This is a genomic window from Proteus sp. NMG38-2 (genome assembly GCF_020640995.1).
Lineage (GTDB): Bacteria > Pseudomonadota > Gammaproteobacteria > Enterobacterales > Enterobacteriaceae > Proteus.
The window spans coordinates 2612992-2625487 of sequence record NZ_CP085481.1 but is presented as its reverse complement, the minus strand read 5'-3'; the positions used below and the strand labels follow the sequence as shown (position 1 = coordinate 2625487).

Here is a 12496-nt window from a genome sequence, read left to right as displayed (position 1 = left end):
CTCGCTTTGGAATGAAGCCCCTGTGTTAGGGTATAACTCGGTAAGCGTGTTGGTTCACTTCCTTACTATGACATTGATTCAGTAATTGAATTAGATGATTAACGCAGAGGTTTATATGTCAATTCCAGCTATTGAAAGTGTTCTGGATAAAATGCAAATCCAGACTTTGCAAGCATCCAATATTGCAAAACCCCAGCCAGTACAAGCAGGGTTTGCTACTCAGCTTGTTCAAGCTGTGGGTAAAATTAATGAAACTCGAGTGAATGCAACCAACAAAGTGCAAGCGTTTACCTTAGGTACACCCGGTGTCGAATTAAACGATGTGATGGTAGATATGCAAAAATCCAGTATCTCATTACAAATGGGCGTACAAGTGCGTAATAAGTTGGTCGCCGCTTATCAAGAAATAATGTCGATGCAGGTGTGATAGGGTTAACTATTTGATATAAATCGAATGTTATCTTTATTGTGACTCGATGGGGACACATAGGGGACAGAATCATTCAATTTTTGGTTTAATAGCGATATTTGGTCTTGATCGTTCTCAGGCATCCAAGCGCCATAAACATCGTGTACCATTTTTGATGACGAGTGCCCCATCTGTGTTGCAATGAATGCAGGATTCGCTCCAGCAGATAACATCCAGCAAGCATAAGTGTGCCTTGTTTGATATGACTTTCTGTGCCTAACGCCAGACCTTCTAATTAATGATCTCCATATTTGCGAGAAGCCTCCTGGTGAATAAAATTTAGTAAGAACACCATTCACGCTAACAATGGATGGTTGGAAAACAAATGTGCATGAGTCAGTTCGATATTTATTAAACTCACGAGTTTTTACTTTAACGTCAATTGGCGCTGTCATCTTTGTATATAGAGACTGATCCTTTAAGCAGTTAAAGGCTGGCTCTAATAAGCTAATTATCCTATCGGTGCTCGCACCTGTTTTCGGGTATGAAAAATCGGAAGGACCACAAACATTCCTTCTGACCATTATTGTCTTTTTAACTAGATCTATATCCTCCCATGCTAATCCTGTTAGCTCACCCGGTCTTAGTCCTGTATATACAGATAGAATGAGCATGTTTCTAGATTGATTATTCTGACATGCTAGCAACAATCTCTTGAATTCATCTTCAGTCAGAGGATCAGGAATAGGCTTTTCTTTTTTCAGATAGCCACAGTCAACAGTAATATCATCGTTAATATATTTGTTTCTATAAGCAAATCTAAATAATGATAAAAGCATGCGCATATAGTTATTTACAGTAGCAACGCTTCTACCGTCATCTCGTGTTGGTCTATATTTGTTAGGTAACTGATGATCTGTAAGTAGCTTATTTCTAATTCTTAGCAAATCAGCAGGGGTATATGTTGAAATACTTTTCTTACAACTAACAAATTGCATTAGTGAGCGAGAAATAGAGTCATAGCGACGCAGTGTACTTGTTGCTATCTCTGTTTTCTTCAGCTCCATATACAAATCAACAAGCTCTATGAAGTTAATATCTTTTGAATATGAAGAGCTTCTCTTGTCATCTGGAAACTCATCATCAAAAACAAACGTTCCCATTTTTATCTTATAAACAATAGAAGCCCTATACTCACCAGCAATCTTTCTATTTTTCGCTGTATCTGGCATAGCTAGCCATTTCCTGATCCTCTTTCCTTTGTAAACGAAATTTATCCTGAGAGAGCCATTATGCAACTCCACTCCAGTCGGATATTTGATCATTACATCACCTCGGTTGTTTCTTTTTTTGTCTCTCAATCCATGCGTTGATAGCCTGATGATTGTACATGCATTCTGAGTTTGGCTTTGGTTCTCCTTCTGGCGATACGTGAATATACTCCCTACCAATTGCCCACGAGCTTTCCCTGGCTCGCTTTATTGTTCCCGGTTTCATTCCTGTGATAGCAACTAAAAGCGGTTCTGTCACCCATTTATTTGGCATCAACTGAGTTAAGTTATCCATCTTTCTCTTCCTTTTGTAATTTCCGTAGGTAATACGATAGGACCATCTTGTCCTGATAGTTCATGTTATTTAGCGGTGAAACTTTGGTGTGTATTTATCGAGGATTTGAGTGGTTAGTTTGTCGTTGGGTATTCCGTGGCTTCTGAGTTCGATTAAGCATTCCTTTGCTATTTGCCTTCGTGCGTTTTCCATTGCCTGTGCGTTCATAATCTTTGCCTTTTATTACGCAAAGTGACCATATATGATTTACGACAGTTTTCTATTTCGACGGGATAGATGTTCTTTCCTATCTTTATTTTGTGACTAACGATTATTCCAGTTCTATTATATTTCTTTTTATGGGCTTCCAGTGCCTCATTAATAGCAATCCTTTCTATGGGCGTGACTTCACCGCGAATTATTAATCTCATAATTCACCTATGCTATTTTCAATTCATTTAATATTTTATTACCGATATTAATTAACTCGTCTCTATCGATAGTGTTAATTATCTTTCGTGGTTTGATATATGGTCGCCATATTAAAAACATTGAGCCTTTATTGTTTCCATTGACGGGTTTGTTTGTTCCTGCATTAATAAAAGATATTCTTCCTCCTGTAATTAATCTCACCTCATCAACTGTTTCCAATGCAGAATTAAACCAACCAACAGAAGTATCGGCAGGAATTAACATCACAACAGGTTGCAATTGCTTTTTACATTGTTCGGCGGCTTTATTAATCCATGGTTGAATATCTGAATATGGCGGATTCACCCAAATAGCACCATAACTTTCCCAATCGCAATTTAACGAGTTGTCTTTTTCGGTGAGGTAATGAGAACAGAGTGCATTATTTTTATCGGCGGCGGCATCTAAATAGAAACCGAATTCAGCGTCCAATGCTGTGAATAAAGGTAGTGGAGTTTGCCATCTATCACGCAGTTCCTTTGGTGTATGGCTACCTCCGTAGTCAGCCTTCATTCTCCGCATCCTTCATCATCAGGAATACTTCCATAGCGCCACGGTATAAGCTTTCATGCTCAACATTACCAACTGAGCCATGACAGCACATCCATCCACCTGAGCTTTTAATCATGGATATTTCATTCTCAATAATAATCGGCATGGCGTCTTCTGGATTATGGCAATAGTCAGTTCGATAAAACGAATTAAACATATCTTTGTCTTTTAGTGATTCCTCGCCATATAATTTAATAAAAACATTTTTATTAATCTCGAAATCAGATAGTTCGGTGTATTTATTCATTGATTAATCCTTAACAGTTATTTTGTAATTACCTGCGTGTGATTTCTTACCGTACGCAGTTTTTCCGTCACCAGTAGCAACAGCTAACGCATTAACATCTGGCTTATTACTGATAATTGTTTTTGCTGCTTCAAGAGCAAATAAATACTCATTATCTTTACATTCAATTGTTATTTTCACGAATCACCTCCCCACAAACAACATCAACATTCCTCACTGACATTAAATATTCAGCACGTTTATTGCATTCCAATTGCGTGTATATATCTTCCGTTACAGGTACAGCAGAACCCTGTATTAGCATGAGCAATACATATCCGATTATTTGCATGGTTATTTAGCTTTATTCGACTTGGTTGTTTTTTATTGATGCTTGATTTAATTTATCAGCCTTTTCTTGTGCGTCTACAATTGAAATAAATCCTTTTTCAATCATATTTCCATTTAATAAAATAACTGGTTTGCCGTTAATTAGTTCGGCTTTATATTTATTCATCACTCCCAATCTTCTTTAATTAATTGCTTGCCTTTATCGGTTAATTCAAGGGTTCGACCAGTATCAATACCATAGCCTAGGTCACCTAAAAACTCGCAAGCATCTTCGCCAGCCGACATAAATAAATGGTCGCTATTTGCGTATTGCTGGAAAACTAAAATTAGATGTTTAATTGCTTGGTCGCGTTCTTTTTTTAGAGCATTAAAAGCTGCTCTATATCCAGCTTCAAATGCCATACGCCTAACGCCAATTAAATGACTATCAGGTGGCGCTACTGATGGACTATATCCGTGAGACTTCTTAAACCAGACTTCAAATGCTTCTTCTAATATATCCATCACTCCACCTTTCTATATCCAGCTTTATAGATTCGGCTTGCATAGTTGCGTGCAATACTAATATCTGCACAGCAAAGTACCGTCATAATTTCAGGTGCCATGGCATCAATTTCCTTTTCAGCCACTTCATTGCGTTTTTTATCAGCAAGTTGTTTTGATAAATCAGCGCATTCAAAGCAGATATTGACATTGCCTGCCACAACTAGCTTTGATACCCCAGCATCTTTACCGCAAGCAGAGCATATATTTCTCGCTTTGGGTTGAAATTGTTTTTGTAGCTCAATCATATTCATTCCTCTTCATTGCATCCCTGCGAGTTAAATTAAGCCGTCCTGCTATATTTGTATTTTTAATAATTCAATGATTTGACGAATGCCTTCGTTAAGTTCAACGCCTTCTCCTTTGCAATAATCGAAAATCATATCTTTCATTTTGTATTCGTTAATTTTATTTGAATCTAAAAAAGGAGACACGCGAACCTCGAATAGCATAGCTAGAGTGTTTTTCTCTACTTCCGCTTGGTCATCTCTACTCATGGCGTTCCACTGGCTCTCGGTAACACTTAGCGAAACTCCGTTCACTTCATTGCCGCATTCATCGTATGCGGTTAATTTCATCTTTTTTGTCATATCTATCTCCTGTTTGCATCCTTGCACTGAGTAATGGTTATATCCTTTGGTTAAACTGGTAGGGTGTATTTCATCCTTGAAATTAAAAATCCATTAAATAACACCCATTAATTCATCTTTGCGAATTTGATAAACATCAGTCGCCCTTGAGAGTAGATCAGGCTCATTGGCTAGCCCTTTACCTGCATATCTGTAAAGCTTATCGAGCTCATCAGTTGTTTTTGCACTGCTTGCCGCATTAGTAAAGTCAGATAACAACTCATCTGGCGTGCGTTTATCGGCTGGCTTTTCGAATTCATCATTATTTTGTGGCTTGTTGTTAATCAGATTATTAAGGGACTTCTTTGTTGTTTTTGGCGTTATATCTCTTGCCGTTCTAGGCTCTGAATCAAATTCGTCAGGAGTGTAAACTCCGAGGATAACTTCGGGGCAATAAAGTCGAGCCCAATACTTAACTGCTAGATAGGCAATCTGTTGCTTTGGCGCTGTTTTCCATAGCGGTGAATTTCTGGTGGTGATATCAATCATATAGAGTGGCTCACCCCACGTGATCTCATTCTCACCATAAAGAATAGCCCCAACCTGAACAAATAAACCGGTTTCGTCAGACTTGTCTTTTGTTCCCGTTATTCGCTCCCAATCACCGCCATATCGGTAATGAAATCGACCATTAACAGCTTTTGAACTTGTAACAACAGCGTTGACTAGCTGAGCCTCGTAGCCGAGCACGCCATTAACTAAGTGGGTCTTTTGAGCTACCGCATATGGATTCATTCGCCATTGAGCTGCCTGCAGCGCCACAGCTAAACAATCCGCTGGCTTGCCTGCTAAATGCCTCGGAACAGTAGCAACACCTTGAGACATAATCTCTGCAAATGCCTGAAGCTTTTGTAATCCTGATGGGCTGAATATTGCGGTTGATGTGTCAGACTCATGTTCTGTATTGATAGTTGTTATTTCTTGAGACATATTAATCCCTCCGTTTAGCCCACGCAGGGCGTGATATGGGTTCTATGCCGCCCCAGTCATCATTGATACGGCACTCATGAAAAGTATGTAAATTTTGTTTGAATAAACTAAACCCGACATCAACGTCCTCAGAATCTAACTCAAAGACGTGAACTGGATATCTTCCACAATCAATTGTTTCGCTTACAGCAAGAAAGAGGAAAATTGGTGACTCACCAAAATGTTGCAAATAACCTTCCTGATACATTGCATGCTGAACGTGATAGCGAAACTCTTCGATGTGACGATCAAATCGACTCATATCGGCTACTTTTTTTACATCGATAATTACTGGCTGATTTGATAAAAACTTGTCTGGTCTAATCCTGCATAATTCTTCCGTGTCTGCATCTTCCCAGTAAATTGACGCCTCGCTATAACCGTCAGCCTCAAGAAAATACCTTGCCGCGTGGTGGGCGAGGACACTATCACGCATTATTTTCAGCTTCCGATGCTGTTCGTAATCCATTACGGTCTTCCCTGAATCATCACATTCTTTTAGAAAGTCCTTTTCTTCCTGCTTACCATCCTTCGTCCTTCTGTTAAATTCAGGAGCCTCGATGAACCTATTTAAAAATTCATCTGGCTCTAAAAGTAAGCAGTGAAGGGCGGTACCCATATCTAAAGCCTTCAACTTTTCCGTGTCTAATGGTGCATTTTTCTTCCATTTATAAAATGCAGGACTTCTTGCCATATCGTCCAACTGAGACTTACTGATCCCTAATCCATGGTGATAGTCCTCATTTGAAATGTCGTAATATATTCCGGCTTTCACGACATCCTCCTGCGTTCCTGATAGTTCTTTAACTCCTTGTAAAGACCATCAATTGTCATATCGAAAACGCTGTCACTCCATTGACTGGTAATATCCTTTGGTAATCCATCAACCACGTTAAATGCGACATTACTTAACTCAGCGTCCCTTGCATCAATCCATGATGCTTCTTCTTGTCTTCGCTCTTCCATTGCATCAAGTTCATAATAAGGATTCATCGAGCGTCACCTCCATTAAATAAATGCACACTCCTTGCGCGCATTAATTTCGTTTTGAATTAGGCGAGTTTTTTCTTTACTGATCCCAATTTTCCATTCGAAAACTAAATCATTTAATTGGTCGTCAGTCATTTCAGACTCTCGCAATAGTGCGAATATCTGATGTTTTACATGTTTCTGTTTTGCGTTCATGTTGTACTCCGTATGCTTTTCTTAATGTTTCATTTGCTTCGCTCCATCCATCCTCATCCTTGAGAAAACGTGCAATTCCAGCTTGCGATTGAGCTAAACAAAGTTTGTATTTATCAATATTCATGCTTACCTCTGGATGTGCGAAATCTGCGCTAATCTTGCGATAGCGATAGGGTGGTTATCTGGTGTTGGTGCGGTGGGTTAGTAGTGAATTTTTACGTTTGACACTAAGTTTTTAGCGATAGCGATAATGCAATTCTTGGCGCACTCTTCTGGAATGCCAGCATCAATTAAATCTTGCATGGCTTTATTGTTAACTGTTTTCTAATGCTCCTTATCAGCCTGACGTTTAGCTTCTTCCTGACGCTTACGTTCTTCTTCTGCTAATCGCGCTTGTTCTGCTTCCTGTGCTTTCTTACGCTCAGCCTCGATAGCTAATTGCTTCTCACGTTCAGCTCGTTCCTGAGCCTCTTTAGCATCACGTTCTGCCTTTTCCTTGGCTTCTTTTACTGCTTGCCCTGCACGTTGAATTGCTTCCTGCTTTTCACGCTCTGCACGTTCAGCGGCTTCTTTTGCTTCACGCTCACGCTTAGCTGATGCTTCAATTTCTTGCTGTGCTTTCCGTTCAGCTTCTAACCTTGCTTGCTCTACTGCTTGTTTCTTCAGCTCTTCTTCGTGAGCAATACGTTGGCGTTCTGCTTCGGCTTTATCCTCTTCTAAATCACGATCGAACTTCTCATTCATGAGCAGGGCTATTTCATGGTCTGACTCGATACGCTCAGCAAGTGCCTTATCGAATACTGCATTCATTTCTAGCGCCTCTTCGTGCCACGCTAACATTTGCTGTTCTGCTTTTATTCTATCTTGCTCAGCCTCCCACTCGGTTAATGGCTGTCGAACTTTATCGCGCAATGCATCAAAACGCTCTCGTACAGTTCGGCGATTAGCATCGATTAGCTTTGGTATTTCTTTTAACTCTGCCACCAAGTCTTTACCGAGCCCATCAAGGTAAGTTTTTGATTGAGCGACTTTATAAGCCAGCGAAGCAATTTCCTTGCGACCTTTAGCAGTGCTAACATCGTGAATAAAAGAGTTAACTTCTTGCTCTACTTTACGGATGATATCTTCGACGCTGTCTGATGATTTAAATACTTCAAGCGCCGTCGATTTTTCAATTACGACTAATTCATTTGCCATTTCCAATTTTCCTTATGTGCGTTTAGAAGTTTTTGGCGTGATATTCTTCGAGCAACTTGGCGATATCAGATTCTTTAAATGAACCACCATGTTCACCGTTGGGCTCTTCTATCCAAAGCTGGCCATCTCCAAACTGTGAAATAGTCATCTTACCGATAGTTACGGCTTGAACTGGTTTGTTGTTATTTGCAATTGGATTACTTTCTGATTCTGTGAATTCCATAATTAATTCCTTATGTGCGTACTCCTCACTATTAATAGCGATATGAGTGATTAAGTGGTGGGTTACTGCTGACCGAGGGCTTTACGGTTTACCTAGAGCTTTCGCGATTGCTAATTTTGCTGCTTTGTACTCTGGAAGATAGTCGTCCTTTTCCTTGCTATAAAATAATTCCACTTGTGCCACAAGCGTTATTAATGACTCAAGGAGTTCAGGCGCGGCAGATATTAAGTAAGCATTTGACATGGCTTCTAACACCTGACTTTCTTCATTTACAGTATGAGCCAGCACGGCAACCATCGTTGTTCTATCACCTACAACAGGACAGCCATTAGGACCCATCGTTGCGAGCCTCCACGGTGCTGGAGTACCTTTAAATCCCATATCACCCCCTAGCCTTTAACATTGCATCTGCCATGCGGTAGTAGGTCTCAGCTTTATCCTTGAAAATGACGTCAATGTCATCCTGTGACCAATATCCGCTATCCATGCACCCTGATGCCCAATCACCTTGCATACATTTAGCAGCGAAATAGTCTCGCAACGTCATACCTGAACCGCCACAATCAGAGCTAACCCAACAGTCCTTACCTGAATCTAAAAATCCAGACTGAGGAAATGCATAACCACCAGTTTCTTTTTTCTCTGGCATCTTTCCCAGTAAGTCATCAATATAATCTTCCTTATCTGTCATACCCCCTCCGTTATTAACTAAATACGATGCTATTTTGTTTCGCATTTCACGCCACAGAAAGGGCAGAATGAGAACATAACAGGGAAATCCTGCTTTGTTAGGCGGGCTTTCGGCGTGCCGTCCTTTTTGATTTCTTGATAACTGGCGTTGTATTCAATGAAATAATTAACTGACATGACGCCGCCAGACATAAATAATCCTGATTGTTTCCAGCCAGAAGACTGTAGGCTTGCACCTTCTGGTAGTTTTGCTTTAATGCGACTTTCCATGTCATCACCTAATTTTGTAAAGCAATCACACATATCTCTATCTCCTATCTATTAATCAACTCACCACAGCCCACAGAATGGACTGTAATTAGTTAACTCATTACGAACCACTCACGAGCATGACGACGTGCCATAAGTGCCAGCTCTAACCAAGCCTTGCGTAACTCAGGATATTCTTTATCCTCTTTAGCCCAAGACATGTACTTACGCTGAGACCGCTTGCAGTCGATTATTAATTCTTGCTGAAATGTCACATCTAAACCTGCCATACCTAAACCCTCGCCGTAACCCCGAACTCACTGCTCGGCTGTTTTGTTTTAACTCCTGAAAATACTGCTACATTAGGTAAGCAACAGTTATCTCCACTTGGATAATGCTCTATTGGTTTGAGAGAGAGAACAGGGCGTTCTTTCTTCTCTTTCACTGAGTTAGCTTTAGAAATTTCTTCTTCTTTCAGTTTGTTAGCTCTGAAAGATGCATATCTAGCGTATTGACGAGCTTTATATGAATCACTGTTTACATGCTTAACTTCTACTTGTTTACGTTCGTCTGCTTTCTTAGGCGACGTTTTTAACGGTTGAATATAAGTTGTCATGTTGCCTCCTCTGAATAAGTTTTAGTGATTGGTGGTAGGTGCTGAACTCCTACTTGTGAACAATCCCAGCTACTTTACTGGTTGCCCACGCCTGCTAGCATTCAGCTGCTAATCAGCCTTAGCATTCACCAATCCCAAAACTCACTCAGTGAAATGTTGGACAAGATGTCATTGTCCGTACTGCTATATTTTTAAAGAGCATGGCTTGCTGATGTATCTTGCTTGCCTTTGATGAGTTATATTTAAAACTATAGTTGTTTTATTGTCAACAACCAAAGTTGTTTATATTGGTGTTTTTATATTACCTTGGTTTTATTTGGTTGTTTTTATTGGTAATTTATTTTCAAATAAATCTCAGATTGGAATGCAGATCACTTCTTTGGAGGGGAGAAGGTAAAAAAAAAGCCCTCGCTGGGAGGGCTGGATTATCTATGTTTTGTTAATTCTATAAGAGGCTTTAAGCTTTCTACTATCTGCTGTCTTGCATCATCTTCTAAAGTTGGTTTGTGATTTTTATCCCACTTAATCATTGATGCTGCAACACGAAACTCCTTATAAGCCACCACCAGTTTTTCTTTTTCCCTTTCTTTCATGTGGATAGAAAGAGTTAATATTTCATCTTCATTGACTAAAGAGCGTTGAATATAAAACCCTGATTCCAGATCCTTCTTTGCTTTAATAAGCCGTATATGTAGTTGGTCCGCAACTGAATTAAACTCTTTGCGCCGGTCGTTGCGTCTGTTCGAATAAACACCAATAAAGTATGATGCAATTATTGCAATGATTGATATAATTCTTTCAGTATTTGCAACAATCCACTTAACTATTTCATCCACTATCGAGGTTCCTATGCCTAACTTGGAAGTCAAAATCATTGAATTAGAAAAGGCAAATGCAGTATTACAAAGCCAGTATGGAAACCTATTGGCTATTTGCATTGGACTTATCGTAGTTATGTTTATAGCCATCTATCGGTTAAAATAAGATTATTAAAACGTGTCGTCAGGCCACTGTGTTAACCGTGGAACTTATATTTTATTGATTGGCTAACTAGCACTTTAGCGTGGATATAAAGGCCGCCAATGGCTTCTTCGTCCAAATACCAAGTCTCATACCTTGAGTTATCTGATATGACAGCTAGGCGCTTATGTTGCTTCTGTAATCTCTTTATGTATAGCTGGTTATCCAGAACGAATACATAAATCCCGTCACCGTCAAAAAAGTTAGTGGTTATATCTACGAATATCTGATCTCTAGGCTCAAATGTTTCTGACATAGAGTCACCTTTTACAGTGATCATCTTTATCGTATTTGAAGGTCTACCACCGAATAATCTTTTGGCTTCATCCGCTGAATACTCAATAGCCGTGATTGTCTCAATGAAATCATCGATAACCATCACTCCTGGGCCTGCGCTAGCTTGAATGTCTAGTATCTCAACCTTATAAGCATTACTAACACCAGATCCAGCCTCTGAATATGTAGCAGTATTTACATTACTTACTTCGGATGCATGGACAGCAGGCAGTGTTGGATCATCGCCATTACCAGACGACAGCCATTCAGGAGAGACTTTCAAAACCTTAGCTATTTCTATTAGCTTAGTTGAGTTTTGCGCGCTTCCAACCTCAATCTTTTGAATTGCGGCTTGGGATACACCAACAGCTTCGCCTAGTTCCTTTTGAGATAAGCCCGACAATCTTCGAGCCTTTTTTAATCGTTGTGCAAGAGTAGTTTTCATAGTCATAAATATACAACCACAGTTGTTGCCATTCAAACGAATATAGTTGTTGATTAAAAACAACTAAGGTTTTATTATACAAAAATAAACAACGGAGGTTTTTTATGAATGAAGCAATTAAAACCGCCATTGATATCGTAGGGACACAGAAAAAACTAGGTGAAGCGTGTGGCATTACACAGCAAGCAGTTTTTAAGTGGCTACATAACAAGGCAAAAGTATCACCTGAACACATCCCGTTAATTGTTAAAGCTACAAATGGTCAAGTTAAAGGAAAAGACATTCGCCCTGACTTACCACACTTATGGGATTTGGGTAATAAATACTGGTAACACAATCGCTCTTTAAAAATTCACGCCATGCCTTTTGACTTCAATCGGCAAATTATTATCAACAATCCGCTCATATGGAATGAGTCACGGATCATTACTGCTGTTCCCAATATGGGAAGTAATCTAAGAAGGAATTTAACAAATGGAATACGGAAACACATGCAAAACAGTTCGTGACAAACGAGCTATTGAATTTAGAACACGTCATTTAGTTAGTAACGCACTTCAAATATTACGGGATGGGGATCAGCGAGAAATTGCACAAGCCACATCACGCTCAGACTCAACTATCTCAAGAAGAATCCAATCTATTGATGGTGTATGCGAAATGCTTGCTACACGTCGCGTAGTTGGTTTTGTCAGGGAAGGAGAGAAGGTTATCAGAGAATCAGACTACAAACTCTATTTAGAAAATATGGCTGAACTATCGAGATTAAAACTTCAAGTTCATGCATATGAAAAAGCCTCAATTGCGGGAACAACTGAGGCCTTTAGAGAGGAACAATTGGGTCTGTTCTACTAACAAATACACTGTATCAATAACCAGTATTAAAGGAAAGCTGATTTT

At 39.6% G+C, this 12496-nt stretch carries 25 protein-coding genes and 1 pseudogene; 3 read left to right on the top strand and 23 right to left on the bottom strand.

Annotated elements, in window-relative coordinates:
* Positions 1–115: 115 nt before the first annotated feature.
* A complete protein-coding gene (gene fliE / locus LG402_RS12590) occupies positions 116–427 on the top strand; it encodes a flagellar hook-basal body complex protein FliE (RefSeq protein ID WP_004248328.1) in 312 nt (103 codons plus the stop codon).
* Positions 428–432: 5 nt separating this feature from the next.
* Here fliE and LG402_RS12585 read toward each other — a convergent pair whose 3' ends face one another.
* From LG402_RS12585 to LG402_RS12475, 23 genes and pseudogenes are all read right to left on the bottom strand, one after another.
* Positions 433–1734, bottom strand: coding sequence for an Arm DNA-binding domain-containing protein (locus tag LG402_RS12585; protein WP_227335684.1), 1302 nt, complete (start codon positions 1732–1734; stop codon positions 433–435).
* Between the two features lie 4 nt (positions 1735–1738).
* Positions 1739–1975, bottom strand: coding sequence for an excisionase family protein (xisR, locus tag LG402_RS12580; protein ID WP_123822292.1), 237 nt, complete (start codon positions 1973–1975; stop codon positions 1739–1741).
* A gap of 203 nt (positions 1976–2178) precedes the next feature.
* The gene (locus tag LG402_RS12575) at positions 2179–2385 is read right to left on the bottom strand and encodes a DUF4060 family protein (protein ID WP_103004601.1); all 207 of its coding nucleotides are present in this window, start codon (positions 2383–2385) and stop codon (positions 2179–2181) included.
* A gap of 7 nt (positions 2386–2392) precedes the next feature.
* Positions 2393–2938, bottom strand: coding sequence for a phage N-6-adenine-methyltransferase (locus LG402_RS12570; protein ID WP_227335683.1), 546 nt, complete (start codon positions 2936–2938; stop codon positions 2393–2395).
* Positions 2928–3224, bottom strand: a complete 297-nt coding sequence (locus LG402_RS12565; protein ID WP_227335682.1) for a DUF2591 domain-containing protein — start codon at positions 3222–3224, stop codon at positions 2928–2930. Before LG402_RS12565 ends, LG402_RS12570 begins: the two co-directional genes overlap by 11 nt.
* A 3-nt stretch (positions 3225–3227) precedes the next feature.
* On the bottom strand, positions 3228–3404 hold the full coding sequence (locus tag LG402_RS12560) for a hypothetical protein (RefSeq protein ID WP_004916560.1): 177 nt from the start codon (positions 3402–3404) through the stop codon (positions 3228–3230).
* A gap of 163 nt (positions 3405–3567) precedes the next feature.
* A complete protein-coding gene (locus LG402_RS12555; protein ID WP_227335681.1) occupies positions 3568–3720 on the bottom strand; it encodes a hypothetical protein in 153 nt (50 codons plus the stop codon).
* On the bottom strand, positions 3720–4061 hold the full coding sequence (locus LG402_RS12550; RefSeq protein ID WP_227335680.1) for a hypothetical protein: 342 nt from the start codon (positions 4059–4061) through the stop codon (positions 3720–3722). Before LG402_RS12550 ends, LG402_RS12555 begins: the two co-directional genes overlap by 1 nt.
* Positions 4058–4345 (bottom strand): ClpX C4-type zinc finger protein, encoded by a 288-nt coding sequence (locus LG402_RS12545; RefSeq protein ID WP_227335679.1) that lies wholly within the window; start codon positions 4343–4345, stop codon positions 4058–4060. The genes LG402_RS12550 and LG402_RS12545 overlap by 4 nt, the downstream gene beginning before the upstream one ends.
* A 48-nt stretch (positions 4346–4393) precedes the next feature.
* Positions 4394–4687: a hypothetical protein gene (locus tag LG402_RS12540; protein WP_227335678.1), complete on the bottom strand. Its 294-nt coding sequence runs from the start codon at positions 4685–4687 to the stop codon at positions 4394–4396.
* 93 nt (positions 4688–4780) lie between these two features.
* A complete protein-coding gene (locus LG402_RS12535) occupies positions 4781–5656 on the bottom strand; it encodes a RecT family recombinase (protein WP_227335677.1) in 876 nt (291 codons plus the stop codon).
* 1 nt (position 5657) lies between these two features.
* Positions 5658–6470, bottom strand: coding sequence for a PD-(D/E)XK nuclease-like domain-containing protein (locus tag LG402_RS12530; RefSeq protein WP_227335676.1), 813 nt, complete (start codon positions 6468–6470; stop codon positions 5658–5660).
* Positions 6467–6688 carry a hypothetical protein gene (locus tag LG402_RS12525; RefSeq protein ID WP_227335675.1) on the bottom strand — a complete coding sequence of 74 codons (222 nt, stop codon included), beginning with the start codon at positions 6686–6688 and terminating at the stop codon, positions 6467–6469. Before LG402_RS12525 ends, LG402_RS12530 begins: the two co-directional genes overlap by 4 nt.
* 15 nt (positions 6689–6703) lie before the next feature.
* Entirely contained in the window at positions 6704–6880 is a 177-nt protein-coding gene (locus LG402_RS12520) for a hypothetical protein (RefSeq protein WP_227335674.1), read from the bottom strand.
* 201 nt (positions 6881–7081) lie between these two features.
* Positions 7082–8083 (bottom strand): annotated as a pseudogene (locus LG402_RS12515) (cell envelope biogenesis protein TolA).
* Positions 8084–8099: 16 nt separating this feature from the next.
* A complete protein-coding gene (locus tag LG402_RS12510; protein WP_227335673.1) occupies positions 8100–8300 on the bottom strand; it encodes a hypothetical protein in 201 nt (66 codons plus the stop codon).
* An 81-nt stretch (positions 8301–8381) separates the two neighbouring features.
* A complete protein-coding gene (locus LG402_RS12505) occupies positions 8382–8639 on the bottom strand; it encodes a hypothetical protein (protein ID WP_227335672.1) in 258 nt (85 codons plus the stop codon).
* Between the two features lie 43 nt (positions 8640–8682).
* The gene (locus tag LG402_RS12500; RefSeq protein WP_227335671.1) at positions 8683–8991 is read right to left on the bottom strand and encodes a hypothetical protein; all 309 of its coding nucleotides are present in this window, start codon (positions 8989–8991) and stop codon (positions 8683–8685) included.
* A 29-nt stretch (positions 8992–9020) separates the two neighbouring features.
* Complete coding sequence (locus LG402_RS12495; RefSeq protein WP_227335670.1) at positions 9021–9293, bottom strand: hypothetical protein; 273 nt, start codon at positions 9291–9293, stop codon at positions 9021–9023.
* A gap of 59 nt (positions 9294–9352) precedes the next feature.
* Positions 9353–9529 (bottom strand): hypothetical protein, encoded by a 177-nt coding sequence (locus tag LG402_RS12490; protein ID WP_227335669.1) that lies wholly within the window; start codon positions 9527–9529, stop codon positions 9353–9355.
* Positions 9530–9531: 2 nt separating this feature from the next.
* Positions 9532–9855, bottom strand: coding sequence for a hypothetical protein (locus LG402_RS12485; RefSeq protein WP_227335668.1), 324 nt, complete (start codon positions 9853–9855; stop codon positions 9532–9534).
* Positions 9856–10280: 425 nt separating this feature from the next.
* Positions 10281–10691 (bottom strand): hypothetical protein, encoded by a 411-nt coding sequence (locus LG402_RS12480; RefSeq protein WP_227335667.1) that lies wholly within the window; start codon positions 10689–10691, stop codon positions 10281–10283.
* 179 nt (positions 10692–10870) lie between these two features.
* The gene (locus tag LG402_RS12475; protein ID WP_123822531.1) at positions 10871–11596 is read right to left on the bottom strand and encodes an XRE family transcriptional regulator; all 726 of its coding nucleotides are present in this window, start codon (positions 11594–11596) and stop codon (positions 10871–10873) included.
* A gap of 104 nt (positions 11597–11700) precedes the next feature.
* Here LG402_RS12475 and LG402_RS12470 point away from each other — a divergent pair, with 104 nt between their 5' ends.
* Positions 11701–11928 (top strand): transcriptional regulator, encoded by a 228-nt coding sequence (locus LG402_RS12470; RefSeq protein WP_036907955.1) that lies wholly within the window; start codon positions 11701–11703, stop codon positions 11926–11928.
* A 142-nt stretch (positions 11929–12070) separates the two neighbouring features.
* Positions 12071–12451 carry a hypothetical protein gene (locus LG402_RS12465; protein ID WP_099659429.1) on the top strand — a complete coding sequence of 127 codons (381 nt, stop codon included), beginning with the start codon at positions 12071–12073 and terminating at the stop codon, positions 12449–12451.
* Positions 12452–12496: the final 45 nt, after the last annotated feature.

Excerpts from the sequence above, each read along its gene's own strand:
- LG402_RS12485 (WP_227335668.1), bottom strand. The coding sequence starts at position 9,855 with ATGACAACTTATATTCAACCGTTAAAAACGTCGCCTAAGAAAGCAGAC.
- LG402_RS12510 (WP_227335673.1), bottom strand. The coding sequence starts at position 8,300 with ATGGAATTCACAGAATCAGAAAGTAATCCAATTGCAAATAACAACAAA.
- LG402_RS12570 (WP_227335683.1), bottom strand. The coding sequence starts at position 2,938 with ATGAAGGCTGACTACGGAGGTAGCCATACACCAAAGGAACTGCGTGAT.
- LG402_RS12500 (WP_227335671.1), bottom strand. The coding sequence starts at position 8,991 with ATGACAGATAAGGAAGATTATATTGATGACTTACTGGGAAAGATGCCA.
- LG402_RS12575 (WP_103004601.1), bottom strand. The coding sequence starts at position 2,385 with ATGAGATTAATAATTCGCGGTGAAGTCACGCCCATAGAAAGGATTGCT.
- LG402_RS12535 (WP_227335677.1), bottom strand. The coding sequence starts at position 5,656 with ATGTCTCAAGAAATAACAACTATCAATACAGAACATGAGTCTGACACA.
- LG402_RS12520 (WP_227335674.1), bottom strand. The coding sequence starts at position 6,880 with ATGAACGCAAAACAGAAACATGTAAAACATCAGATATTCGCACTATTG.
- LG402_RS12475 (WP_123822531.1), bottom strand. The coding sequence starts at position 11,596 with ATGAAAACTACTCTTGCACAACGATTAAAAAAGGCTCGAAGATTGTCG.
- LG402_RS12490 (WP_227335669.1), bottom strand. The coding sequence starts at position 9,529 with ATGGCAGGTTTAGATGTGACATTTCAGCAAGAATTAATAATCGACTGC.
- LG402_RS12555 (WP_227335681.1), bottom strand. The coding sequence starts at position 3,720 with ATGAATAAATATAAAGCCGAACTAATTAACGGCAAACCAGTTATTTTA.
- LG402_RS12470 (WP_036907955.1), top strand. The coding sequence starts at position 11,701 with ATGAATGAAGCAATTAAAACCGCCATTGATATCGTAGGGACACAGAAA.
- LG402_RS12565 (WP_227335682.1), bottom strand. The coding sequence starts at position 3,224 with ATGAATAAATACACCGAACTATCTGATTTCGAGATTAATAAAAATGTT.
- LG402_RS12540 (WP_227335678.1), bottom strand. The coding sequence starts at position 4,687 with ATGACAAAAAAGATGAAATTAACCGCATACGATGAATGCGGCAATGAA.
- LG402_RS12545 (WP_227335679.1), bottom strand. The coding sequence starts at position 4,345 with ATGATTGAGCTACAAAAACAATTTCAACCCAAAGCGAGAAATATATGC.
- LG402_RS12465 (WP_099659429.1), top strand. The coding sequence starts at position 12,071 with ATGGAATACGGAAACACATGCAAAACAGTTCGTGACAAACGAGCTATT.
- LG402_RS12585 (WP_227335684.1), bottom strand. The coding sequence starts at position 1,734 with ATGATCAAATATCCGACTGGAGTGGAGTTGCATAATGGCTCTCTCAGG.
- xisR (WP_123822292.1), bottom strand. The coding sequence starts at position 1,975 with ATGGATAACTTAACTCAGTTGATGCCAAATAAATGGGTGACAGAACCG.
- LG402_RS12525 (WP_227335675.1), bottom strand. The coding sequence starts at position 6,688 with ATGAATCCTTATTATGAACTTGATGCAATGGAAGAGCGAAGACAAGAA.
- LG402_RS12495 (WP_227335670.1), bottom strand. The coding sequence starts at position 9,293 with ATGTGTGATTGCTTTACAAAATTAGGTGATGACATGGAAAGTCGCATT.
- LG402_RS12505 (WP_227335672.1), bottom strand. The coding sequence starts at position 8,639 with ATGGGTCCTAATGGCTGTCCTGTTGTAGGTGATAGAACAACGATGGTT.
- fliE (WP_004248328.1), top strand. The coding sequence starts at position 116 with ATGTCAATTCCAGCTATTGAAAGTGTTCTGGATAAAATGCAAATCCAG.